Source organism: Ruegeria sp. AF3, assembly GCF_056536285.1.
Genome location: NZ_JBQFJM010000001.1, coordinates 1,690,812 through 1,714,449, shown reverse-complemented (window position 1 = coordinate 1,714,449; position 23,638 = coordinate 1,690,812). Strand labels below are relative to the sequence as shown.

The following is a 23,638-nucleotide window of genomic DNA, read 5'->3' as shown; positions in this document are numbered from 1 at the left end:
GATGTTCTATCGTGAGGCCGGAGATTTCAAAACCTCCTACGTGGATGACAGCCAGACTTTCCCGATCAAGTTCGACCGGTACCGGTACTATGTCGTTCTGGCGGTGGCGTTTGGGATCATTCCGTTCATCATCAACGACTATTGGGCAAACGCCCTGCTGCTGCCCTTTCTGATCTACGCCATTGCGGCGATTGGGTTGAACATACTCGTGGGCTATTGCGGGCAGGTTAGCCTTGGTACAGGCGGCTTCATGGCTGTTGGCGCCTATGCCTGCTACAAGTTGATGACCGCACTTCCAGACGTCAGCATGTTCATTCATGTCCTGCTGGCTGGTGGCATTACCGCGATTGTAGGCGTTTTGTTTGGCCTGCCTTCCCTGCGGATCAAGGGGTTCTATCTGGCGGTGGCCACGCTTGCGGCACAGTTCTTTCTGGTCTGGCTCTTTAACCGGGTGCCGTGGTTCTACAACTACTCGGCCTCGGGCCAAATCAACGCACCGGAACGTGACGTGTTCGGCATTATCATCTCGGGCCCGAACGCCCCGGCCTGGGCGACATACCTGTTCTGCCTGATCTTCCTGACCTTCAGCGCCATCATTGCGCGCAACCTGACCCGTGGCACGACCGGGCGGACATGGATGGCGATCCGCGACATGGATATCGCCGCCGAAATCATCGGGGTGAACCCGTTGAAAGCCAAGATCAGCGCTTTCGCTGTCAGCTCGTTCTTTGTGGGCATCGCCGGGGCGTTGTTCTTTGCCGTCTATCTTGGAGCGGTCGAGGTGGGCGAAGCATTCGGCATCCAGAAGTCGTTTCTGGTGCTGTTTATGGTGATTATCGGCGGATTAGGCTCGATTTTCGGGTCTTTTGCCGGGGCGGCCTTCCTGGTGCTGCTGCCGGTTCTGCTCAAACTGGTTGGCGTCGATCTTCTGGGTTGGCCGACCGATATCGTTGCCCATCTTCAGCTGGTGATCGTGGGCGCGCTGATCATCATGTTCCTGATCCTCGAGCCCCACGGTCTGGCACAGTTGTGGCGCGTGGCGAAAGAGAAACTCAGACTCTGGCCGTTCCCGCACTGAGGGCTGGCCCAATCATAAAGACGGGTGATCAAGCCCGAACTCAATATCGGATCAATCAAGGGAGGAGACACCCGATGAACAAGAAACTGGCAACCGTGGCGCTGAGCGCCCTGATGGCGGCAGGACCCGCGATGGCGGATCTTGTGTTCCCGTCGCTCAGCTATCGAACCGGGCCCTATGCGGCCGGTGGTATTCCATTCGCGGACGGTTACGCCGACTATTTCACGCTGCTGAACGAGCGGGACGGTGGCATTGGCGGTGTACCAGCAAACGTGATCGAATGCGAAACCGGGTATAACACCGAAAAAGGCGTGGAATGCTATGAATCCACCAAAGGTGAAGGCGCGCTGGTGTATCAGCCGCTGTCGACCGGTATCACCTATCAGCTGATCCCCAAAGTGACCGCCGACGGCATTCCTCTGCACACGATGGGGTATGGCCGGACCTCGGCTGCGAATGGCAAAGTGTTCAGCCACGTGTTCAACTATCCGGCCAACTACTGGAACGGTGCGTCCGGCGCGATCAACTATCTGCTGGATGAAAATGGCGGTGACCTGAGCGGCAAGAAGATTGCGCTGGTCTATCACAACTCGGCCTATGGCAAGGAACCGATCCGGACGCTGGAAACTCTGGCTGAAAAGCATGGGTATGAGCTGTCCTTACTGCCGGTTGATCACCCGGGCCAGGAGCAGAAGTCGCAATGGCTGCAAATTCGCCGTGAAAAGCCTGACTATGTCATCATGTGGGGCTGGGGCGTCATGAACCAGGTTGCGGTTCAGGAAGCGGCCAACATCCGTTTCCCGATGGAAAACTTCATCGGTGTCTGGTGGTCTGGCGCGGAATTCGACGTTCAGCCTGCTGGGGAAAAAGCGACCGGTTACAAGGCGCTGACCTTTACTGGCCTTGGCATGGACTATCCTGTCTATGACGACCTGAAAAAGTACGTCGTTGACTCGGGCAAGGCTGCAGGTGCCGGCGATCAGCTGGGTACAGTTCAGTACAACCGTGGTCTTTATGCCGCCATGCTGGCAGCCGAGGCTGTGAAAACGGCGCAGGCGATGCACGGAACCGCTGATATCGACGCGTCGATGATGCGCGATGGCATGGAAGCGCTGGAAATGACCAACGCCAAGATGGAAGCGCTTGGCATGTCCGGGTTCGGCCCTGAATTCTCGGTTTCCTGCGAAAATCACGGCGGCCCAGGCCTTGTCGGTGTTGTTCAGTGGGATGCGGCGACTGGCGCCTGGAACCCGGTACAGGACTTCAAACCGACAGATGCCGAAGTTATCGGCGCGTTGATCGATGAAGATTCCGGTGCCTACGCAACCGAAAACAGCATCTCGCCACGTTGCGAGTAAGGCATGTTGCGCCACGGATGTGATCCGGGGCGTTCAGACAACCGGAGCGGCGGGTCGCCTGCCGCTCCTCACGAACAGCCCCGGAACGGGCAGGCATGAGGAAACGCGCTGATGCTGGATGCGGCACAAACCACTGACGTGCAGGCGGAAACCCTGCTTGAGGTCAATAATATCGAGGTGATCTACAACCACGTGATCCTCGTGTTGAAAGGCGTCAGCCTGAACGTTCCAAAGGGCGGCATCACAGCACTGCTGGGCGGCAATGGCGCGGGCAAGACAACCACGCTCAAGGCCGTTTCGAACCTGCTGCATTCCGAACGCGGAGAAGTCACCAAAGGTTCGATCAAGTATCGCGGCCAGAACGTGCATGAAAGCGATCCGGCCGATCTGGTTGAAAAGGGTGTCATTCAGGTGATGGAAGGCCGCCACTGTTTCGAGCACTTGACCGTCGAGGAAAACTTGCTGACCGGCGCATATACTCGAAAAGACGGGGCTGCTGCGGTCCAGCGGGATCTTGAGATGGTTTACGCATATTTTCCCCGGCTCAAGGAACGCCGCCGGTCGCAGGCAGGCTATACATCGGGTGGGGAACAGCAGATGGTTGCCATGGGGCGGGCGTTGATGTCGCGGCCCGAGACGATTTTGCTGGACGAACCCTCAATGGGGCTTGCTCCGCAGCTGGTCGAAGAGATTTTCAGTATCGTGAAGGACCTCAACGAAAAAGAGGGCGTGTCCTTTCTGCTGGCAGAGCAGAACACCAACGTCGCCCTGCGCTTTGCACATTATGGTTACATTCTTGAATCCGGGCGTGTCGTGATGGATGGCCCGGCAGCCGACCTGCGCGAAAACCCGGATGTGAAAGAGTTCTACCTGGGTATGTCCGATGAGGGCCGCAAAAGCTTTCGCGATGTGCGGTCCTATCGTCGTCGCAAAAGGTGGCTGTGAGCGGATGGAGGATATGGCGATGACCTATTTCGACGCACTCGAAACACGCTCGGCAGATGAACGCGCCTCGGATCAGGCCAGGGCACTAGTGGAGCAGATCAAACGCGCGATGTCGGCCCCTGGATTTGCGTCTCATTTGTCAGAATCAGAAACTAATAAGGTAAAATCAGCAGAAGATTTGCCGACATTGCCCGTTCTGCGGAAATCGGATCTGACCCGAGCACAAGCCAAACGCCCCCCGTTTGGCGGATTTACGGTAAAACCGGCGCGGCATTTCCATCATGTGTTCCAGTCACCCGGACCGATCTATGAGCCGGGCAGCACTGATCACGACTGGTGGCGCATGGGCCGTTTCCTGAATGCTGCGGGTGTTGGCGCAGGGGACATCGTCCAGAACTGTTTTGGGTATCACCTGACCCCGGCCGGTATGATTTTTGAAAACGGCGCACGCGCTGTTGGCGCGGCTGTTCTGCCCGCAGGAACCGGACAAACCGAGTTGCAGGTGACTGCCGCCCGTGACGTTGGTTGCACGGCCTATGCAGGCACGCCGGATTACCTGAAAGTCATTCTGGACAAAGCCGACGAGATGGGCGTTTCACTGCATTTCTCGAAAGCCGCCGTTGGCGGAGGCGCTTTGTTCCCGTCTTTGCGACAGGAATATGCCGACCGGGGTATCTCGTGCCTGCAATGTTACGCGACAGCGGATCTGGGCAATATTGCTTATGAAAGCGCCGCGATCGACGGGATGATCATCGACGAGCACGTGATTGTCGAGATTGTGACACCTGGAACCGGAACTCCGGTGGCGCCGGGTGAGGTGGGTGAGGTCGTGGTAACCTCACTCAACCCCGATTACCCGCTGATCCGCTTTGCGACGGGCGACCTGTCCGCCGTGATGCCGGGAATTTCTCCTTGCGGTCGCACGAACACCCGGATCAAGGGTTGGATGGGGCGTGCAGATCAGACAACCAAGATCAAAGGTATGTTCGTGCGACCGGAACAGGTTGCCGCGTTGGTCGACAAGCATGAAGAAATCGTCAAGGCCCGCGTCATCGCCACCCGTCAGGGCGAGATGGATTCGATGACTGTCCAGATCGAAAGCACAGGCGGGGATGATACGGCATATGCCAGATCGGTGGCCGAAGTGCTGAAACTGAAAGGCGCAATCGAAGTCGTCGCCCCCGGCTCGCTGCCCAAAGACGGGCTGGTGATTGAGGATCAACGCGTCTACGAATAGCAGTGAAAATCAGGTCTGCGGCAGTTTGTGTCGCAGATTTGTTGACCGACGCACTGGTGTTTCCGAGCATTTTGGTCGATTAAAGGCAGACCCTAAGCCTTTGCCAATCAAAAGCCGGGATGATGGCCCAGATCGACTATTCAGAAAACGGATCACGCAATCGCGGTGTACGCGGCACACGGCTGTTGGCCGCTGTCGCCTATCTTGTGGCTGCCGCGTGCCTGCTGCCCATGGTGGCCGTGGTCTTGGCAGCGGTGACCGGCGGAACAGATACGATCTCGCACCTGATGGACACGGTGTTGCCCGGCTATACCGTGACGACCCTGATCCTTGTGGTGCTGGTTGCGGCGGGTACGTTCAGTATCGGCACGGGCGCTGCCTGGTTGGTGACGATGACCCGCTTTCCCGGTGTCAGGATCCTTGAGATCGCGCTGGTCTTGCCGTTGGCCTTTCCGGCGTATGTGCTCGCCTATGCGTACACCTTTATTCTGGATCACCCGGGTATCGTTCAAAGCACCTTGCGGGATGTAACGGGTTGGGGGCCGCGCGACTACTGGTTCCCTGAAATCCGCTCGACCGGGGGCGCTGCAGTAATGCTGATTCTGGTGCTGTACCCCTATGTCTACCTTCTGGCACGGGCTGCGTTCCTGCAACAAAGTGCTACGGCGTTTCTGGCGGCGCGGGCGCTGGGCAACAACCCATGGCTGGCGTTTCGGCGCGTGTCGCTGCCGATGGCGCGCCCGGCAATCGCCGGTGGTGTGCTTCTGGCCATCATGGAAACCATCGCCGATTTCGGAACCGTGTCGTATTTTGGTGTGCAGACCTTTGCGACCGGGATCTACACCAGCTGGTTTTCCATGGCCGACCGAGCGGCGGCGGCGCAGCTGGCGTGGTGTCTGCTTGTCTTTGCACTGATCATGGCTGTGGCCGAGCGCACCCAACGCGGTAAGGCAAAATACTATCAGGCCGGAAAGAAACATGCTGCCCAACCGGCGGAAGATCTGACCGGTCTTCGCGCCGTCGCGGCATTCTTGTTATGTACCATACCTGTTATCTTCGGGTTCCTGCTGCCCGTTATCATACTGGTCGAGATGGGTTTGGAATCGGAACAGAACCTGCTGTCGCGGCGCTATATCAGTTTCATCCAAAACTCGCTGACCCTTGCCGGCACGGCCGCGGTCGTCACTGTCTTTGCGGCGATCTGTGTCGGGTTCTTTCAACGTCTGAGACCTGGGCGCGCGTCGTCTGCGACGGCCTACATGGCGCGGCTGGGATATGCCGTGCCCGGTGGCGTCATCGCAGTCGGCTTGATTGTACCTTTCGCCAGCTTTGACAACGCGCTGGATGCCTGGATGCGGCAGACATTCGATGTGTCAACTGGGTTGTTGGTTACAGGTTCAATCTGGCTGCTGGTCGCCGCTTACATGGTGCGATTCCTTGCTGCCGCGCTCAGCGCATATGAGGGGGGGCAAAGCACGGTTCATGCCAATATGGATGCCGCGGCCCGGTCGTTGGGGCAAACACCGCTGGGAACATTGCGGCGCGTTCACCTGCCCATTCTGACACCGTCGCTGCTGACTGCGCTGTTGATCGTCTTTGTGGACGTAATGAAGGAATTGCCTGCCACCCTGATCATGCGCCCGTTCAACTTCGACACACTGGCCGTACAGGCATACAGGCTTGCCTCGGATGAGAGGCTTGAGGGTGCCGCCGTGCCCTCACTGGTCATTCTGGCGGTCGGCCTGCTGCCGGTAATCCTGATCTGCCGTCAGGTTGGTCGGCGGTAACACTTGTGTTGTAAATGCCGGACAACCGCGCATCAGGCTTGATTCAAACATAATTTCCGGCAAGGCTGGCGGTATGAACATGCAGCCTCCCAACCGGTTTTCGGCAAGCGCAGCGCAGATGCCCGTGGCCTTTGACCGGCACGAGATGTCGCAAATCCTGTCCGTTTATGGACGGATGGTCGCCGCCGGAGAGTGGCGGGACTATGGTATCTCAAACCTGCGCGACATGGCGGTGTTCTCGATCTTCCGGCGCACTGCTGAGCACCCGATCTACCGCGTCGAAAAGCACCCGCGCCTGAAATCCCGGCAGGGGATGTACTCTGTCATCGGTATGGATGGCCGCATCCTGAAACGCGGCCACGATCTGCGAGCCGTCCTGCGGGTGCTGGAACGCAAGCTCATCCGGGCCGTAAACCCGGATTAGAGCCTTTTTCGCGCTGTAACAGGCCCGTCGCCCTGATCCTGAATGCGCTGGATCGCCCGGTCCATCAGCTCGTACACAACCGCCATATGGCTGGCGTTCGCATGCAAAATCATGTTGTCGCCCGAAACCCAGGCCACGTGACCTTTCCAGAACAGCAAATCCCCGCGCTGCGCAGGTGTTCCAGCTGACAGGGCAGCGCCCAAGGCTTGTTCCTGATCGCCGCTATCGCCGGGGCAGGGAATACCGCAGGCCAGCAACGCGGCCTGAACAAGCCCTGAACAATCGATGCCGAACCGGCTGTTGCCGCCCCACAGATAGGGCGTACCCAGGAACAACTCGGCCACGGCAACCGGATCGTGCGGTTTTTCTGCAATAGGGGCCATGTGAACCTTTGGGACAAAACCCAATTCGGTCTGCACAAACCGATCCGTTTCGGCAGTCGCGTGGATTTTACTTCCGAAACTCAGAGACACGAGATCGCGGCTTTTGATATCAGGGGTCAAGTATGCATGTGTTGCGGGCGCATTGATCCAATGCGTTGCAGGTATATCCTCGGACAGGTGGTCTGTTTCCAGCCAACCAGCATATCCGTCTTTTTCTGCGACGATCCTGCTCCACCCGCCGTGGTTTTCTTTGACGTGAACTGTGTCCCCCAGCAGCAATTGACGATCACGCGGCCCGTCAGGAGCACGCAACAGGTCGACGACCGGTTTGGATACGCGGCGCTTGGTCATAATCCCAATACCTCCGGTAAGGCCGACAGCACCGCGCGTGATCCCTGACCCAGACCGCCTTTTGTGCGGCCGGGTTCATTGCTGGGTTGCCATGCGTAAATGTCAAAATGGATATAGCGGCTAGACCCTACGAACCGGCGCAGAAACAGCGCGGCGGTGATAGACCCGGCAAACCCGCCTGAGGGGGCATTGTCCAGATCGGCAATGCCGGGTTCGATCATCGCCTCGTAGGGTGTGTGAAACGGCATTCTCCAGACCGGATCGGCAGACGTTTTGGCCGCTTGTGCCAAGGCCAGCGCGCAGCTTTCGTCGTCGGTGTAGAACGGTGCCAGATCAGGGCCCACGGCCACGCGCGCCGCACCGGTCAGCGTCGCCATCGAGATCACCAGATCGGGATTCCCTTCATCCGCCAAAGTCAGCGCATCAGCCAGAACCAGACGCCCTTCGGCATCGGTGTTGTTGATTTCAACGGTCAGGCCCTTGCGTGACGTCAGGATATCACCGGGGCGAAAGGCATTGCCTGAGACTGCGTTTTCAACGGCCGGGATCAGAATCCGCAGTTGCAGGGGAAGGTCCAGCGCCATGATCATCCGGGCCAGTCCCAGCACATTGGCCGCGCCGCCCATGTCTTTTTTCATCAGGCCCATGGAAGCGCCCGGTTTCAAATTCAGCCCGCCGGTGTCGAAACATACACCTTTGCCCACTAGTGTCAGTCTGGGGCCACTGGTGCCCCAGTTCAACTCGATCAGCCGGGGGGCCTGCGCCGCGGCCCGTCCCACCGTGTGAATCATGGGAAAATTCTGATCCAGCAGCGCATGGCCGGTGATCACCTTGCAAGACGCGCCGAACTCATTCGCCAGAACCTCGACCGCTTGCTGCAACTGATCCGGTCCCATGTCCGAAGTGGGCGTGTTGACCAGATCGCGCGTCAGAGCCTCGGCATTTGCCATGGCCTCGATACGGGCGGCGTTGATGCCATCAGGTGCAATCAATGCCGCTGACCCTCCGGTCTGGGACGCGTATCGATCGAAGACATAGCCAGTCATCAGCCAGCCAAGACACTCCATCTCCAAAAGATCCGCAGGAATGCCCGAAGCAATGCCGTAGGTGCCTTCCGGCAGCGCCATGGCCGCTGCGGCAAGGGGGAACCGTTTGCGCGCACGTTTTTCTTCGGTTCCGTAACCAGCCAGCGCGAATTCAATTGAGCCGTTCGTTGCCGGCACAAGCAGGGCCTGCCCCAGTGCGCCGGAAAACCCGTTTGCTGCGACCCAGAACTGCACGCGCTCAGGCTGATCCAGAAGCCAGCCGTCCAAATCCGGCTGCGCGATCACATGAAGCGGTACGGAAGGGTCAGAGGATGGGGCGAAGGACAGAGTCATGGGCGCCTCGGCAGATTGTTTCTGTGCACAGACTAGCCGCGCATAATCTGCCCGCAACCCCTGTCAGACGGAAAGGTCCTGTTGGTCCCAGACGGCTGTCAACGACCGCTCACCAACGCGGATCAGACGTCCCAGCGTCGCGCCCGCTGCTACCGCGTCACCGGCATCGACGGCCTGCGCTACGTCACCTGCAACCCTGGCCAGAACCGTCATCCCGACCTGTTCGGAAATCGCGACCAGCGACCTTGCGCATTTGCGCAGGTCGGCCCACTCGCGCTGACGCCAAAAGCGTTCGCAGTTCGACAGGCGCACTGCCAGTTCTTCGATGGTGCGGCACAGCACATCCAGCGCGTTCTTGTCGCCCAGTTGACGGTAAAGGCCACTTAATTGATCCGAATCCAGACGGACGGATTCCTTGTGTTCAAGCGTGATTATTTTTTCCACCACATTCACCCTAATTCTGACGCCCCCACGGCGCAGGTTTGATACTGGTGGCAAATTCCTTTGCAAAACCTTGCAGAGAAATCGGATAATTGCTCGAATTTTCCTAGAATTCGGTTTAGAGGATCGATCAGCGACAAGAACGGGGACACCGTAATGGAATTTGCCAAACCTTTGCCGAGCTATCTGGTCACGCGGTATCACGGCTGGAAAGCGACCACGTATTCGGAAAACCAGGTCTGGTTCAAGCGGCTGGCAGATGAAGGGCAGCGGCCCCGGGCGATGGTGATCTCCTGCTGCGACAGCCGGGTCCATGTGACTTCGATGTTTGGTGCGGATCAGGGCGATTTCTTTATCCACCGCAATATCGCCAATCTGGTGCCTCCCTATGCGCCGGACGGCGATCATCACGGTACCAGCGCAGCAATCGAGTATGCCGTCACTTCTCTCAAGGTTGCGCATCTGATGGTTCTTGGCCATTCGCAATGCGGTGGCGTTCAGGGCTGTATCGACATGTGCAAGGGTCAGGCGCCGCAACTGGATGCAAAAGAAAGCTTTGTCGGCCGCTGGATGGACATTCTGAAACCAAAATTCGAACTTGTCGCTGATATCGAAGACAGCCTCGAACAAGCCCGACAGCTGGAACGCCAATCGGTTGTCGCGTCGCTTGAAAACCTGATGACGTTCCCGTTTATCTCGTCAGCGGTCGAACAGGGCACTCTGAGCCTGCACGGGTTGTGGACCGATATCGGCGCTGGCGGGTTAGAGAGTTACGATCCCATACAGAAGAAATTCGTTCCGGTCTGACGACAGTTCATAGTGAATAAATGATGAGGAATACGGCTCTGATTCAGAGCCGTTATTTCGTATACTCCATTCATGACGTTTGAATTTGGAGCTTGCTATGAAGATGCTTAAGCAATTTCTCGCAGGGTTGTGCCTCCTTGTTTTACTGTTCATTGCAGTCTCTTACGTGTTGCCCGGCAAGGCGGAAGTGTCCCGCAGCATCACCATCGACGCCCCGGCCGCAGTGATCTTTCCGTTTGTGAATTCCATGCAAGCGACCGAGAAATGGTCCCCCTGGCTGTCACGCGATCCGGAGACGAAACTAAGCTACAGTGGCCCCGATGAAGGTGTCGGCAACAAGTTGAACTGGAGCTCGGATCACGCACAGGTTGGCAGCGGTACGCAGGAAATCGTCGAAAGCGTGGAAAATCAACTGGTCAAAACAGATCTGGACTTTGGGCAGATGGGCACGGCCTCGGCTTCGTTCACACTGAAACCCGATGGTGACGCAACCATCGTGACTTGGGGGTTCGAATCCGATCTGGGGCTCAATCCCATGTCCCGCTGGATGGGGTTGATGATGGATAAATGGGTTGGCGGCGATTACGAGCGCGGGTTGAATAATCTGAAAGTGCTGATCGAAAATAACACCTAGACCCTTCTTGAGATCGCAACATGCGTTCTGGTTTGCCCACCAAGGCAGCGGGGACCTCGCGGATCAATCCAAACGAAACCGCGCGAATTTGCCGAAGTGGTCGGATCCCATGAAGGGGCGCAGTTCGACTGTTCCGGTTGTTCCTTTTGGGAACAAAAGGTTGTCGATTGGCAAGGGTAGGTGCCAGCTGCCAAGATTATGCGTATTCAGGACAGCCCCAAAACTCTGGTTGTCGGCTGCCGCTGCGATCCGCCGGACGCTTGCGCCCCATGGAACCATGTTGAAATCCCCGGCAATCAGAACCGGGCCATCCAGACCTGCGATGCGTTCTGCAATGATCCGGCTTTGGGTTGATTGGTCGAAAGGAAAAGGCCAGCTCAGGTGGATCGATACGATCCAGACCAAAGACCCGTCCGGGGCTTCGACTTGTATTCCGACAAGACCATGACCTTTCAGGCAGAACCCGGAACCTTCGACAATCGGAAGAGTTGTCAGGATGGCAACGTTTTGTTCGGGACGAAACTCACAGATCACCTTTTCGGGGTAATGCTCGAACAGGTTGCTCATGTATTCGCGGTTGTGACTTGAGACTTCCTGCAACGTCACGATATGGGCATCGGATGCAATGATGTCGTCGGCCAGCGAATACCGCGGCCATGCCCGGCTCATGAGGTTCTTTTGATATAGCGTCAGACACGGGCCGTCGCAGGCCTTGGGCGGGGCAGCGAAACTGGTTGCGATTGATCCGACAGCAACAGCGGCAAAGGCCAGGGTCACCAATGCAAGGTATCTGGCGCGCATATACAGCAGGATCGCGGCACACGGCAAAAGCAGAACGCCGGCTTGCGGGCGGAAAAGAGCAAAGGAGTCTCCGACCGCCAGGAATTGCCCGGTAAACCCGATGAGGATAAGCCCGACCAGAATGCCTGCACATCCTATGATCAGGTATCTTCCAATTCTGCGTTTGGTCGAAATTCCCATACTATGCCTCTGATGCCCTGTGCAGGGCACCACCTGTTGTCTGTTCTGGCCCATCCGTCGCGTTCAGGTCTGTGTTTAGCTGGCAAGCAAGCCTGAATTTGTCAACTGGTCGGCAATTTGGATTGCCGTCAGCGCTCTGCCGTTGCTTGGGGTCCAGTCGGTGCCTTGATGGGTGCGGCTGATGAAATAGACGGCAAAAGCCGAGCGTCTTTGGAAACTACTTCAGGTCCATCCCCTCAGGCCAATTCAATTCAAGGTTCAAGGTGATGTTTGCCTTTTGATCGGGGGCAATATCCATCTCCCAAACCAGAATTCCGCGTTGGTTGTCCACATTCTCTTCATTTGGGCGCGGATTGGCGTTCCACGTGATTTCCAGATCGTCCTGCTCGGAATATGGAACCCGGTCCAAGAGGCGCAGTGGCCAGGTTTGGTCCGTCAGGTTTTCAATACTGATTTCAGCCTGTTCGACCCGTTGATTGGACCGCGAAATAATCCCGGTGTCACCGCTGCTGCGGTTCAGGATCTGTCGGGAAAGTGTCAGACCATGGATTGGGCCAAACCCCATCTCGATTTCTTCCCGAGGGCCAATTTCCTGCGAGTCTCCGGCAGCAACCAGAACATCATCTACAAATCACCGTGCGGCAGCAGACTCCAGAAGCCTCTGATCCATTGGGTTGGTGAACCGAGCGGTCCGATACGCCGTGTCATCGCGCCAGGGCACGCCAAGCGCAAAAACCTCGGCAGATTGGGTGATTGCGTCCAATGCGACCTCGGTAATCTCATAACCAGTGGAAACCGAGATGAGATTTGGCAAAGTGTAAGTGATGCCGGTGCCTTCTACTGACGAGGTCAGTATCGTGCCAATGGATGTCTCTTCCACCACAACAGGTGCCTCGACAACCGCTTCTGCCAATTTCCCGAAATTTCCCCGTTCTGGTTGCGGTGGCGGTGTTTCGCGTATCCAATGTCGTAATGAAGGCAGCCATGATGCAGCGTTCTGTCCAGTTGGGGCAATGGTCGACACATGCATCGTAACATCGCGCCAGTTTTCACCGGTGTCCTGCGTGATCAGGAGGTTGCGGTCGATCCGAACTGTGGGCGCGTCGCCTGTTGCCAAATGAAACTCGTATCCCGGCGACCATTCTGCGGCATAGGAGTCGATGTACGACACGGTCAAAGCACCTTTTGTTGCTGTTTCGGCGGTCACGTCGACGGCAACGAAAACATGGTCATCAGCTTCGGGGATCAGTGCAGCCAGATCAGCTTGAGCAATCAACAAATCTTCTTCCAGCTGTTCCAGTTGCCGCTCGACACCTCGGGCTTCGATTTCAGCCGTTTGGGCTTCTTGCTCGGCGCGCAGAGATTCCTCGGCAATCATGCGGGTGATCTCACGCAGCGTGTTTGGGTCGGCAGGCAGACCTTCATTCTGTCCCAATTGACCAAGAAACAATAAGGATTGGCGTGCAGCCTCGGCGCGTAGACGGGTGGCTTTCGCCTTGTCAGTGACAGCAGTGATCTGATCTTCTATTGCTTCGATCCGATCCTCGGCCTGCATTACAGCTTCGCTTTTGCGGTCCTGTACCGGGAGGTTTTCAAAGCGTCGCAGCAACGCGGTTTGTGTCAGGCCTTCGGTCAGAACCTGTATTGAAAACAACTGATTTTCGTCATTCGCGGGAATGCCCTGCAAGATCAAACGATGTTTGCCAGCAGGAATTTCGTAGGCTCCTGTGCGGATAATGTCGGCTCCTCTGGGGTAAACCGTGACCTCACGCACTTTGGTGTCGATCAAAAATGTTTCAGCATGCAGGACGGTGGGCGTAAGGGCCAAAAGGTAAATCAGGGGTCTCATAATCACTCGCGGAAATCAGGTGTTATATGCCCGCAAAGGTTGCAGCCCGGATGGACGACTGCAAGCACAAAAAAGGGCCGCCTGCAAAGGGCGACCCTTAGGGGTTTTCAGCTTCGCTAGCCCTCAGCCCTTTTTCAGGACTTCCCGGCCCAGCAGTTCGGCGATCTGAACCGCGTTCAGGGCGGCACCCTTGCGCAGGTTGTCGCTGACGCACCACAGGTTCAGACCGTTTTCGATGGTCGAATCCTGGCGGATGCGGCTGATGAATGTGGCAAAGTCGCCTGCGCACTCGATGGGCGAGACGTAGCCACCGGCTTCGCGCTTGTCGATCACCATGATGCCCGGCGCTTCGCGCAGGATATCGCGGGCTTCGTCTTCGTCCAGAAATTCCTCGAACTCGATATTCACGGCCTCGGAATGGCCGACGAAGACCGGAACGCGGACGCAGGTTGCGGTGACCTTGATCGACGGATCGACGATCTTCTTGGTCTCGACAACCATCTTCCACTCTTCCTTGGTCGAGCCGTCTTCCATGAAGACGTCGATCTGCGGAATGACGTTGAAGGCGATCTGTTTCTGGAACTTCTTCGGTGCGACTTCGGTGGTTGGGTTGTAGACGGCCTTGGTCTGATCCCAAAGCTCATCCATACCTTCCTTGCCGGCACCCGAAACCGACTGATAGGTCGACACAACAACGCGCTTGATCTTGGCGCGGTCATGCAGCGGCTTCAGCGCGACAACCATCTGCGCGGTCGAGCAGTTGGGGTTGGCGATTATGTTCTTGTTTTTGTAGTCGTGGATCGCCTGCGGGTTACATTCCGGCACGATCAGCGGAATCTCCGGGTCATAGCGATAGAGCGACGAGTTATCAATCACCACGCAACCCGCCGCCGCCGCTTTTGGAGCGTAGACTTTGGTCGCCTCGGAACCCACGGCAAACAGCGCCATGTCCCAGCCGGTGAAATCGAACGTGTCCAGATCTTTGGTCGTAAGGGTCTTGTCGCCAAAGCTTACTTCGGTACCCAGCGAGCGACGGCTTGCCAGTGCGGCAAGTTCATCAACCGGGAACTGGCGTTCAGCCAGAATGTTCAGCATTTCGCGGCCCACATTACCCGTGGCGCCGACGACTACGACGCGATAGCCCATTTCATGTCTCCAAAGTTAAGGACGCGCGTTCATAGCCGCGTTGCGGCGAAGAAAAAAGGGCTATCAGCGGTGTTTTCAACGACTGATGCCGAATTCAAGCGGTTCAATCGTTCAAAAGTCGTTCATAAAGCGCAACCAGCGTCTTTGCTTCGCCCTGAATGTCAAAATTCTGCTCGACATGGGCGCGGGATGCCAGGCCCGCTTGTGACAGGGAATCATTGCTTTTCAGCATTAGGGCAATCGCCTCGACCAAGGCGGGAACATCATCGGGGGCCACCACCTTGCCAAAGGATGGATCAGTAATGATTTCGGAAAACGCGCCGACATCTGTGGCCACGACCGGAACACCGCAGGCCATTGCTTCGAGAGGGGTCAAACCAAATCCCTCCCACCTTTGTGGCGCAACAAACAGGTCCAGGACCTGATACCATTCAGCAATCTGATCTACGGTCACCTCGGGCTTGAAAAGGATGCGATCAGACAAGCCAGCTTTGGCGACTTTAGTCTTCAGTTCGGCCAGAAAAGCGGTGTGTTTCTCGGTTGCCCGGCCCATGACGATGCCTGACACTGTTTCGAACCGTCCGCACACGTCAATCATGGCGTCGACAAAGGCATCCGTGCCTTTTTGGTGTCGGATACGGCCATAACACCCCAACAGTACCCCATCCGGCAGCCCCAGTCGGGCACGGACAGTGGCCTTGTCTGAAGGTGGAACAAAGTCCTGGAGGTTAATGCCATGCATTACCACCTGTGAGTCTCGCTCAAGATACCCTGCGGTTTTGCGCGAGGTTGCAACGACAGCATCCATCTTGCCGATCAGCCATTTGGTATAGCCTGTGTGCGGCCTTTGGGACGCGCTTGTGAACAGCATTTTGAGTTTCAACCGGAACACATTGCGCAGGATGAGCCCCAGCAACATCTCGGTGTTGCGGCGTGCGTGCCAGACCCGCCTTTTACGACGCGACAGGAAAGGCAGTCGACCCAGCGGGATGTGCGGAGTGTCGGCGGGCAGACCCGGACCAGTGGCGGCGATATCGATCCATTGCGCTTGCAGCGGAACCAGCCTTGCTATGGTCGCCGTTACGCCCGAAAGTCTGCGTTTCAGATTTGGGGCTATGACAACGGGGTCGTTCAACGGACTCTCCTGATGGCTGCGTCAATCCACACTATCCCGGCTGAATAGATAGATCACGCAACCAATGGCAAGGGTAACCGCAAAAAACCCGAATATTGCTGTGTACGGCACGGTTGATCCGTCTTGCACGGTGGCTGCGTGAATACGCCCGGTGACGAATTGAGCAATGCCAACGCCGCCGATGCCGAAAAGATTCAGCAATGTCACACCACGCCCCACCAGATGCGCAGGCACGAAGGCCCGGCCATGAGCCATGATGACCGGAAAGCTGGCACCGGTAAAGCCGATCACGGCCATCAGCAGGACGGACAGCCATATTGCATTATCAATCCACAGGCAGAGCAGGCCCAGCGCAACTGAACCCAAAGCGTTGCCAGCGAAAACCACCCATTTCCGGGTGCCAAAAATACGGTCCAGTGGTCCGTAGACAAAAGTGCCCGCAATCATGGCCGAGCCCATGATCAGCGTTGCGGTGCCGATCTGAGTGGAACTGAGGTCGAAAACGTCATTCAGGTACGGCCCGGCCCACAGCCCGCGCAGCGCTGCAGCGGGGGCGTAAGCAACCAGCATCAGGGGCAGGATCAGCCACAAGGCAGGCTCCTTCAGCAGATCCAGCAGCGATCCCTTGTGTTCTGTTTCGACCTTCGCAGGGTCGTGAACAGTCAGCCAAAGGCCCAATGCGATTGCGGCGGACACCGCGGCAAGCCCGACCATCGTACCGCGCCACCCCATCCATTCCACGGCAAGCGCGGTTGGATAAGAAGCCACCAGATTTCCAACGGACCCTGCGCCCAGCATCACGGCCGCTAATGTAGCAAACCGCGCCGGAGGGTATTCGCGTGCAAAGATATAGTAGGAGGCCATAAGGACCGGAGAGCACCCGACACCGATCAGGCCCATGGCTATGCTGATGTGCAGGGGCGTTGTTGCGGCTGCGAAAACCGCCGCCCCACCTGCCCCGCCCACCAGAAGCAGCGCGGCGGACGTGAGGCGGGGCCCAATCCTGTCCAGCGCCCATCCGACCGGGATCTGCATGACGGCGAACACGATAAACCAAAGACCGGAAGCAAAGGCCAGATCTTCGGGCGCGGCACTAATGTCACGCTCCAGATCCAGGCTGAGAACCGCAAGGAAAGCACGGAAAAACTGGCTGAGCACATAGCCCAGGCATAAAACCACCAAACCTGCCTGCATATTCAGCCCTTTCCTGCTCGTCCGAGGGAAATGCTTGGCACGCCGTGATGCAACGCACAAGCCTGTGTATATTGTTTCAAAGTTAGGACATGGCTCGCCTTACGGCTATCTTTGTCAAAACACTGATTCCGAGGGGGAGCATGAAAGACCTCCAGTCCGCATTTTACGAAAACCTTCCCTTGCAGCGCGATTTTACCCGTCTGGCAGACCCCGCGCAGTTTTCAAAACTGCCCGATGATTGGGTTCTGGGTGTTGCTGATATTGTCGATTCAACGGGCGAAATCGCGCGGGGCCGGTACAAGACTGTCAATACTGTGGGCGCTGCGGTAATTTCGGCCATGATCAACGCAATGGACGGCGCGTTGTTTCCATATGTCTTTGGCGGCGATGGGGCGGGGTTTGCTGTCCCGCCCGGAAAAGCTGAAACCGCCCGGACTACGCTGGCGGATTTGCGGCGCTGGGCAGATGAAGAATTCTCCATGCCTTTGCGGGCAGCGCTGGTGTCGGTGGCTGATATTCGCAAAGCGGGTAAGGATCTGCGCGTTGCGCGCTATGCACCCTCTACCGGAGTGGATTACGCCATGTTTTCCGGCGGTGGTCTGGCCTGGGCCGAGGCCGGGATGAAAGCCGGGAAAAATATGGTCACACCCGCCGGGCCAGGTGCGCAGCCGGATCTGACAGGCCTGTCTTGCAGGTGGTCCAACAGCCCGGCCCGTCACGGTCAGATCGTTTCGCTGGTCGTACAGCCCACACCGTCAGCAACCGAACGGGACTTTGCCGATCTTGCGCAATCCGTCCTGTCCGCGTCTGAAACACTGGATCGCGCAGGCCATCCGGTGTCGGAAAAGGGTCCGCCCATAGCGTGGCCTCCACCCGGCCTTGACATCGACGCTCATGTGTCGCGCAACGGGCGTCATGTGATTTTGCACAAACTCGTCCTGCTGGTTCAGAACCTGTTGATCGCAGTATTGTTCAAAACTGGCCTGCGGATGGGACGCTTTGAGCCGGACCATTACAGACATATGGTCAGCAGTAATGCCGATTACCGAAAGTTTGATGACGGGCTGAAAATGACGCTCGACTGCGATCCGGACACGTTGCGCCAAATCGAACACCTGCTTGAAGAGGCGCGTCGCCGGGGGAAGATCAGATACGGTTTGCACGCACAGGAGGAGGCGATGATGACATGTATCGTCCCCTCGGCCATGCGGGATGACCATGTGCATTTTGTTGATGGAGCCTCGGGCGGCTATGCGCAGGCCGCTGCGGCCATGCGCAGTTGACTGTTTAGGATGGTTTCCATTGCCCGGCCAGCGCGCGAGCCGCCTGCGCCAGCAGCATCACATCTATGCCGACCGCCAGAAATTGTGCGCCCATGTCCAGATAGGTCTGACGTGCTTCGTCATTGGTGGCAAGGATGCCCGGCGCTCTGCCTGCGGCCTTGATCCGGGCCAGGGCGTCCGCGATGACCTCGCGCACCTCGGGTGCGGCGCTGTTGCCCTTGTACCCCATGTCGGTTGACAGATCAGCGGGACCGATGAAAACGCCATCCACACCTTCGACTTGAAGAATGTCATCCAACGCGGCCAATCCGGCGCGGGTTTCCACCTGCAACAACAGGCAGATTTCCTGATCTGCGGTCTGGATATAGTCGCTTGTCGACCCATACATCGTGGCGCGCGATGCCGCTGCACCAACACCCCGCACCCCGTCCGGCGGATAACGGCAGGCACGGACCAAGTCCTGCGCCTGAGCGGCGCTTTCGACAATCGGAACCAGTACTGTTTGGGCGCCAGCATCCAGAACCATCTTGATCAGCCAGGTCTCTCCGACAGGAACCCGCACAACGGGATGAGATGCGCTGCTGGCCAAAGCTGTCAGCTGATCCCGGATCGAGCGGATATCATTTGGTGCGTGTTCACCATCGATCACCAGCCAATCGAAACCCGCGGTTCCCATGATCTCGGCGGTGACGGATTCAGCAAAGCTCATCCAGCAGCCAACCTGCAGTTTGCCCTGTATTAGAGCCTGTTTGAATGCGTTTTGTGGGGCTGCCATGCTGAAACCTCATATTTCGACCGCAGGGGGTGAGAAGGACAAGAAGCGGATGTCGATGGCATCTTCAACGGTCGTTTTGAATTGTCCAGCCCGAAATCGGCCCGCATGACGGTGCAAATTCGGGTGCGGGCGCTGCTGCTGCGTGTCGGGTTGCTTGCTTATATCCCGGATTTCGGTGATAATTTTCTTATGACCGACGATCTCCCTCTGACGTCGCGATCTTTGCCCATTGCGCTTTTGCGGGCGCGGGAAAAGGTTATGGGACCCATTCGAGCAATGCTGGCTGACGCTGGCGTCACGGAACAGCAGTGGCGGGTGTTGCGGGTGTTGAACGAAGAAGGCCCACAAGAGCCGACCCACATCGCCGATCGCGCCTGCCTGTTGCTGCCAAGCCTGACGCGCATTCTTCAGAAGTTGGAGAACCGTGGACTGATCACGCGGCGCAGCCATCCGGCTGACCGACGGCGTCAGGTTGTTGAGATCAATAAAAAAGGGGTTCAGATCATTCGTGCCAATCTGGCTGCAAGCACGGCCCAGGCGGAACGTATTCGATCTCAGCTTGGACCGGACAAGCATGAGTTACTGCTGGATCTGCTGAACGAGTTGAAGGACCTCGACTCCTGATTTTTGGCACTGTATCCGATGTCGTTGGTAGTGACCCCGCCGGAAACTGTAGGGGGAGTCTCCGACGGGGCGGCCAGACCCGGACTGGTCGTTGGTGCCTGGCCCAAGACCGGTTACGTCAAACCTGACGGTCCGGCCTGTGCTTCGGAGTATACGAAAAGCCTGAAATGTGGCTCTGAACAGGGTCTTTTTGGCCCATGGGGGAGGGGCCTAGCACCTATACTCTCCGAAACTGGTTTAGGCAGTTGCCGATCGGTAAATGGGTCAGCGTATGGTTTGTCGACGTCACTTTGGTGGAATGCTTTACCAAAGCTGCTGTTCTGAATTTTGACGCCGCACCGAAATCGGCACGGGCCTGACTACCTGAGGATTTAGCCCGGCTTTTGACTGAGCCAAGAGTTGTTTCGATCTGTTTGTTTACTGGTGAGACCATAAAAACTGATGAAACCAATTTTTGACACGGCGTCAGTCATTCAGGTCAGAATTGAGCCGTTTCACGCTGAAACACCTCCTCGAGATTGGCGAAATACAGCGTGTTTTCCGGGCTTGCTGGCGGGTTTGGCAGACGTAATATGGAAGTTACGCAACCTTCAGGGATTATCATGCCAAACAGCCTGTTTTCGCTTCCGGACCCGATCACCATCCCCGTTGTCGGCGCGGCGGCCGGATATCCCATTGGACGGATCTTCTGTGTCGGTCGAAATTATGCTGCCCATGCCGCAGAAATGGGGAACGAGGTGGATCGCGAGGCACCTTTCTATTTCACTAAATCCGCCCCGAACGCTGTACTCTCAGGTGCGACGGTTCCTTATCCTGCCGGGACCGAAAATTACCACCATGAGATGGAATTGGCATTGGCCATTGGAAAACCCGTGTTTCGCGCCACCAGTGCGCAGGCGTGGGATGCCATTTTTGCCTATGGCTGCGCCCTGGATATGACGCGCCGTGATCTGCAAATCCGCGAGCGCAACAAGCAGCGGCCCTGGGATCTGGGAAAGGACGTCGAAAACGGAGCGGTCTTTGCGCCGTTGACACCAGCTGCCGACTGGACCCCGGAGGATGACAAGCGCATTCGGCTAAGCGTAAACGGAGAGTTGCGCCAGAACGCGACCCTGGAGGAGCTGATCTGGAAGATCGACGAGATTGTCATGCACCTGTCCGGCTTTTACCACCTGCGCCCCGGTGACCTAATCCTGACCGGTACGCCGGCTGGCGTTGGTCCAGTCGTTGCAGGGGATGTTCTGACAGGTGAGATTGATGGGCTGGAACCGATCAAATTGCCCCTGTCAGACGCAGAATAGACCCTATTTAGGGTCATTCAGCCAGTCCTTGGCGAAAGTCACATGTTCCACACCGGCCAGTCGCCGCACCCGGTCCAGCTCGGCGTTCAGGCGTCGGGTACGGGCATCTGACCAGCGCACCCCGCGCTCGGGCCAGAGCGCTTTGACATGCAGCAGGTCACGATCGCGGTGGGCCTTCATATCGATACGGCCAATCATACGGTCGCCCTCGAGCAAAGGAAAAACGTAGTATCCATAGGTTCGTTTGGCCTCGGGGACGAAAACCTCGATGCGGTAGTGAAAGCCGAACAGCCGCTCGGCCCGGCGGCGGTCGCGCAGCATGGGGTCAAACGGGCTGAGCACGCGAATGCGGCCTGGTGGTTGCGGTACTTCGGTCGTCAGGTCTGGGCGGGCGTATGTCTTGCGCAGGCACCCATCGGCACAGGTGACCTCGATTTCTTCAATATCGCCACTTTCCAGCGACGCCGCGCACCAGTCTTTTGCCTCAGCCGCGCTGACGGTGTCCCAGAAAGCCGCCAACTCTCCGGATGTTGCAAATCCAAGCCGGTCCAATGCGGCGTTGCACAGCCAATCCACGGTCGCTTCGGCATCACAGGGCGTGTTTCCGGGGCAGAGCTGTGTTTCAATCACGCGCTCTGTCAGATCATAGCGTTTCTGGAACCCATCCCGACCGACGACGGTCAGGGCACCCGAGCGCCACAGATACTCCAACGCGGTTTTCGATGGGTGCCAGTCCCACCACCCGCCCGAGCCCTTCTTTTCATCCTTGCCAACATCCGAGGACGACACCGCCCCATGGTCGCGGATGTGTTGCAGGACTGTGTCAAACTGCTGTTCGAACCCATCCCGCCGCCAGTTCTTCCACCGCGCCTTCAACATATCCGCATCCCGCTGAAAGCGCAGATGCCAATGCTGATAGAATTTCATCGGAATCACCGCCGCATCGTGCGTCCAATGCTCGAAAAGCGCGTTATCCCTTTCATAGAGCCTTTTTAGGTCGGCGCTGCGATAGGCGGGCCTGCGCGAGAACAGGATCATGTCATGGGCACGGGCAACGGTGTTGATGCTATCAAGCTGAACAAATCCAAGCCGGTGGATCAGATCCAGAAGCGCGGAACCTTTGGCCGAGCCTGAGGGTTGTTCACCCAATACGTGCCGGTCCATGAAGATCGCCCGTGCCGCCCGATTGTCGAGCCTTTTCAGGGGTGTGTTCATCGCCGTTTCAGCGTGTCACCATAACTGATCGTGGGGGTCAGAGTAACGCGTGTCTCGATCTCAGTATCAGGATTTTCCAGACGTTCGGCGATGATCTGGGCGGCTTGACGGCCGATTTCCAGACGACAGGCGTCCATCGTCGCGAGTTTTCGGGGCAAGCCTTGCAAAAGCTCGACATTGTTAAACCCGGCCAGGCCGATCTGTCCCGGAATATCGATACCCTGTTCCAGCAGGTACAGCAGGCCACCGGCCCCGATCATATCGTTCGAGTAATACAGAAAATCCAGCTCGGGTGAGCGTTCCAGCATGGCCTGGGTCATCTCGCGCCCTTTGGCCAGGGCCGATCCGCCGGAATAGAACTCGCGATCCTCGATCTCGATCCCGTGTTTGCCAAGAACCTCGGTAAAGCCCTCGAACCGCTTCCGTGCGCGATGATCCAGCGGCATCTTGGTACCCATGAAACCGATATGCTGATACCCGGCCTTCAGGATTGCCTGCGCCATTTCGCGCCCGGCGCGACGATGTGAGATCCCCACCATCGCATCTACCGGTTTGCCATCCGTGTCCATGATCTCGACCACCGGAATACCCGCCGAATCCAACATGGCGCGTGCGGCTTCGGTATGTTCAAGCCCCGCAATGATCACGCCAGAGGGCCGCCACGAGAGCATCTCGTACAGCACTTTTTCCTCTTTCTCGGGCAGATAATCGGTTACACCCACCACGGGTTGCAGTTCGGTGTCTTCCAACACCTGGTTGATGCCTGTCATCACCTCGGGGAAGACCATATTCGAAAGCGAAGGGATGATCACCGCGATCAGATTAACCCGGCTGGACGCCAATGCGCCCGCGATCTTGTTGGGAACATAGCCAAGCTCCTTGGCGGCGGCCAGAACGCGGGTGCGGGTGGCGTCAGACACATCCCCCCGGTTACGCAGAACCCGGCTTACCGTCATCTCGGATACTCCGGAAGCCTCGGACACATCACGAAGGGTAAGCGGGCGTTTGGTTTCACTGTTCACGGGAGGCACCTGCGTTGTTGTTTTGTCCGATGGTAGCGTGAACAGGTCGGCGTGTACAACAATTGTGCAAAGGCGATGACAACCCGGAAAATCCCGGTTACAGAGAGCCTGGCACGGCCCCGTGGCTCAACTGGATAGAGCAGCCCCCTCCTAAGGGGCAGGTTGCAGGTTCGAATCCTGCCGGGGTCACCAATAAAACGTATTGTTTAACAGATACCGGGTTTCCGCGGCCAGTGGTGCCGTCATGATTTGCTAAGCTTTGCGAGGTCATATGCCGAAACATATAAAA

23 protein-coding genes and 1 tRNA gene are annotated in these 23,638 nt (G+C 57.4%); 12 read left to right on the top strand and 12 right to left on the bottom strand.

Going from position 1 to position 23,638, the window contains the following annotated elements; all coding sequences use genetic code 11:
- Nucleotide 1: 1 nt before the first annotated feature.
- From ACR3FC_RS08700 to ACR3FC_RS08675, 6 genes are all read left to right on the top strand, one after another.
- Nucleotides 2-1,078, top strand: a complete 1,077-nt coding sequence (locus ACR3FC_RS08700; protein WP_480474336.1) for a branched-chain amino acid ABC transporter permease — start codon at nucleotides 2-4, stop codon at nucleotides 1,076-1,078.
- Between the two features lie 74 nt (nucleotides 1,079-1,152).
- A complete protein-coding gene (locus ACR3FC_RS08695; protein ID WP_480474335.1) occupies nucleotides 1,153-2,436 on the top strand; it encodes an ABC transporter substrate-binding protein in 1,284 nt (427 codons plus the stop codon).
- Between the two features lie 111 nt (nucleotides 2,437-2,547).
- Complete coding sequence (locus ACR3FC_RS08690) at nucleotides 2,548-3,381, top strand: ABC transporter ATP-binding protein (RefSeq protein WP_480474334.1); 834 nt, start codon at nucleotides 2,548-2,550, stop codon at nucleotides 3,379-3,381.
- A 19-nt stretch (nucleotides 3,382-3,400) separates the two neighbouring features.
- Nucleotides 3,401-4,618: a phenylacetate--CoA ligase family protein gene (locus ACR3FC_RS08685; protein WP_480476856.1), complete on the top strand. Its 1,218-nt coding sequence runs from the start codon at nucleotides 3,401-3,403 to the stop codon at nucleotides 4,616-4,618.
- 122 nt (nucleotides 4,619-4,740) lie between these two features.
- Entirely contained in the window at nucleotides 4,741-6,405 is a 1,665-nt protein-coding gene (locus ACR3FC_RS08680; RefSeq protein ID WP_480474333.1) for an ABC transporter permease, read from the top strand.
- A gap of 73 nt (nucleotides 6,406-6,478) precedes the next feature.
- A complete protein-coding gene (locus ACR3FC_RS08675) occupies nucleotides 6,479-6,829 on the top strand; it encodes a DUF2794 domain-containing protein (protein ID WP_480474332.1) in 351 nt (116 codons plus the stop codon).
- Here ACR3FC_RS08675 and ACR3FC_RS08670 read toward each other — a convergent pair.
- The 3 genes from ACR3FC_RS08670 to ACR3FC_RS08660 all read right to left on the bottom strand — a co-directional run bounded on the left by ACR3FC_RS08670 (nucleotide 6,826) and on the right by ACR3FC_RS08660 (nucleotide 9,395).
- Nucleotides 6,826-7,563, bottom strand: coding sequence for a C40 family peptidase (locus ACR3FC_RS08670; protein ID WP_480474331.1), 738 nt, complete (start codon nucleotides 7,561-7,563; stop codon nucleotides 6,826-6,828). The genes ACR3FC_RS08675 and ACR3FC_RS08670 overlap by 4 nt on opposite strands.
- Nucleotides 7,560-8,942: a leucyl aminopeptidase family protein gene (locus tag ACR3FC_RS08665; RefSeq protein WP_480474330.1), complete on the bottom strand. Its 1,383-nt coding sequence runs from the start codon at nucleotides 8,940-8,942 to the stop codon at nucleotides 7,560-7,562. Before ACR3FC_RS08665 ends, ACR3FC_RS08670 begins: the two co-directional genes overlap by 4 nt.
- 63 nt (nucleotides 8,943-9,005) lie before the next feature.
- Entirely contained in the window at nucleotides 9,006-9,395 is a 390-nt protein-coding gene (locus tag ACR3FC_RS08660; RefSeq protein ID WP_480476854.1) for a hypothetical protein, read from the bottom strand.
- Between the two features lie 144 nt (nucleotides 9,396-9,539).
- Between ACR3FC_RS08660 and ACR3FC_RS08655 the strand changes: the two genes are divergently transcribed.
- Entirely contained in the window at nucleotides 9,540-10,190 is a 651-nt protein-coding gene (locus ACR3FC_RS08655; protein WP_480474329.1) for a carbonic anhydrase, read from the top strand.
- A gap of 97 nt (nucleotides 10,191-10,287) precedes the next feature.
- Nucleotides 10,288-10,824 (top strand): SRPBCC family protein, encoded by a 537-nt coding sequence (locus ACR3FC_RS08650; protein ID WP_480474328.1) that lies wholly within the window; start codon nucleotides 10,288-10,290, stop codon nucleotides 10,822-10,824.
- 63 nt (nucleotides 10,825-10,887) lie between these two features.
- Here ACR3FC_RS08650 and ACR3FC_RS08645 read toward each other — a convergent pair whose 3' ends face one another.
- The 6 genes from ACR3FC_RS08645 to ACR3FC_RS08620 form a co-directional block, all read right to left on the bottom strand.
- Entirely contained in the window at nucleotides 10,888-11,805 is a 918-nt protein-coding gene (locus ACR3FC_RS08645) for an endonuclease/exonuclease/phosphatase family protein (RefSeq protein WP_480474327.1), read from the bottom strand.
- Nucleotides 11,806-12,022: 217 nt separating this feature from the next.
- The gene (locus ACR3FC_RS08640; RefSeq protein WP_480476852.1) at nucleotides 12,023-12,394 is read right to left on the bottom strand and encodes a DUF4139 domain-containing protein; all 372 of its coding nucleotides are present in this window, start codon (nucleotides 12,392-12,394) and stop codon (nucleotides 12,023-12,025) included.
- A gap of 42 nt (nucleotides 12,395-12,436) precedes the next feature.
- Complete coding sequence (locus tag ACR3FC_RS08635) at nucleotides 12,437-13,654, bottom strand: DUF4139 domain-containing protein (RefSeq protein ID WP_480474326.1); 1,218 nt, start codon at nucleotides 13,652-13,654, stop codon at nucleotides 12,437-12,439.
- A 123-nt stretch (nucleotides 13,655-13,777) separates the two neighbouring features.
- A complete protein-coding gene (locus ACR3FC_RS08630) occupies nucleotides 13,778-14,800 on the bottom strand; it encodes an aspartate-semialdehyde dehydrogenase (RefSeq protein WP_480474325.1) in 1,023 nt (340 codons plus the stop codon).
- Between the two features lie 103 nt (nucleotides 14,801-14,903).
- Complete coding sequence (locus tag ACR3FC_RS08625) at nucleotides 14,904-15,935, bottom strand: glycosyltransferase family 4 protein (RefSeq protein ID WP_480474324.1); 1,032 nt, start codon at nucleotides 15,933-15,935, stop codon at nucleotides 14,904-14,906.
- Nucleotides 15,936-15,956: 21 nt separating this feature from the next.
- A complete protein-coding gene (locus ACR3FC_RS08620; protein WP_480474323.1) occupies nucleotides 15,957-17,129 on the bottom strand; it encodes an MFS transporter in 1,173 nt (390 codons plus the stop codon).
- Between the two features lie 140 nt (nucleotides 17,130-17,269).
- Between ACR3FC_RS08620 and ACR3FC_RS08615 the strand changes: the two genes are divergently transcribed.
- Nucleotides 17,270-18,412 carry a DUF3095 domain-containing protein gene (locus tag ACR3FC_RS08615; protein WP_480474322.1) on the top strand — a complete coding sequence of 381 codons (1,143 nt, stop codon included), beginning with the start codon at nucleotides 17,270-17,272 and terminating at the stop codon, nucleotides 18,410-18,412.
- A gap of 4 nt (nucleotides 18,413-18,416) precedes the next feature.
- On the opposite strand, the gene ACR3FC_RS08610 is transcribed toward ACR3FC_RS08615, so the two are convergent.
- The gene (locus ACR3FC_RS08610; protein WP_480474321.1) at nucleotides 18,417-19,187 is read right to left on the bottom strand and encodes an HpcH/HpaI aldolase family protein; all 771 of its coding nucleotides are present in this window, start codon (nucleotides 19,185-19,187) and stop codon (nucleotides 18,417-18,419) included.
- Between the two features lie 189 nt (nucleotides 19,188-19,376).
- Here ACR3FC_RS08610 and hpaR point away from each other — a divergent pair, with 189 nt between their 5' ends.
- Together hpaR and ACR3FC_RS08600 are read left to right on the top strand one after the other, a co-directional pair.
- A complete protein-coding gene (hpaR, locus tag ACR3FC_RS08605) occupies nucleotides 19,377-19,811 on the top strand; it encodes a homoprotocatechuate degradation operon regulator HpaR (RefSeq protein WP_480476850.1) in 435 nt (144 codons plus the stop codon).
- Nucleotides 19,812-20,413: 602 nt separating this feature from the next.
- On the top strand, nucleotides 20,414-21,112 hold the full coding sequence (locus tag ACR3FC_RS08600; protein ID WP_480474320.1) for a fumarylacetoacetate hydrolase family protein: 699 nt from the start codon (nucleotides 20,414-20,416) through the stop codon (nucleotides 21,110-21,112).
- 3 nt (nucleotides 21,113-21,115) lie between these two features.
- Here ACR3FC_RS08600 and ACR3FC_RS08595 read toward each other — a convergent pair whose 3' ends face one another.
- Nucleotides 21,116-22,327, bottom strand: coding sequence for a winged helix-turn-helix domain-containing protein (locus ACR3FC_RS08595; protein WP_480474319.1), 1,212 nt, complete (start codon nucleotides 22,325-22,327; stop codon nucleotides 21,116-21,118).
- The gene (locus ACR3FC_RS08590; RefSeq protein ID WP_267366879.1) at nucleotides 22,324-23,349 is read right to left on the bottom strand and encodes a LacI family DNA-binding transcriptional regulator; all 1,026 of its coding nucleotides are present in this window, start codon (nucleotides 23,347-23,349) and stop codon (nucleotides 22,324-22,326) included. The genes ACR3FC_RS08595 and ACR3FC_RS08590 overlap by 4 nt, the downstream gene beginning before the upstream one ends.
- A 115-nt stretch (nucleotides 23,350-23,464) precedes the next feature.
- On the opposite strand from ACR3FC_RS08590, the gene ACR3FC_RS08585 reads away from it, so the two are divergent.
- Nucleotides 23,465-23,541, top strand: a tRNA-Arg gene (locus tag ACR3FC_RS08585).
- Nucleotides 23,542-23,638: the final 97 nt, after the last annotated feature.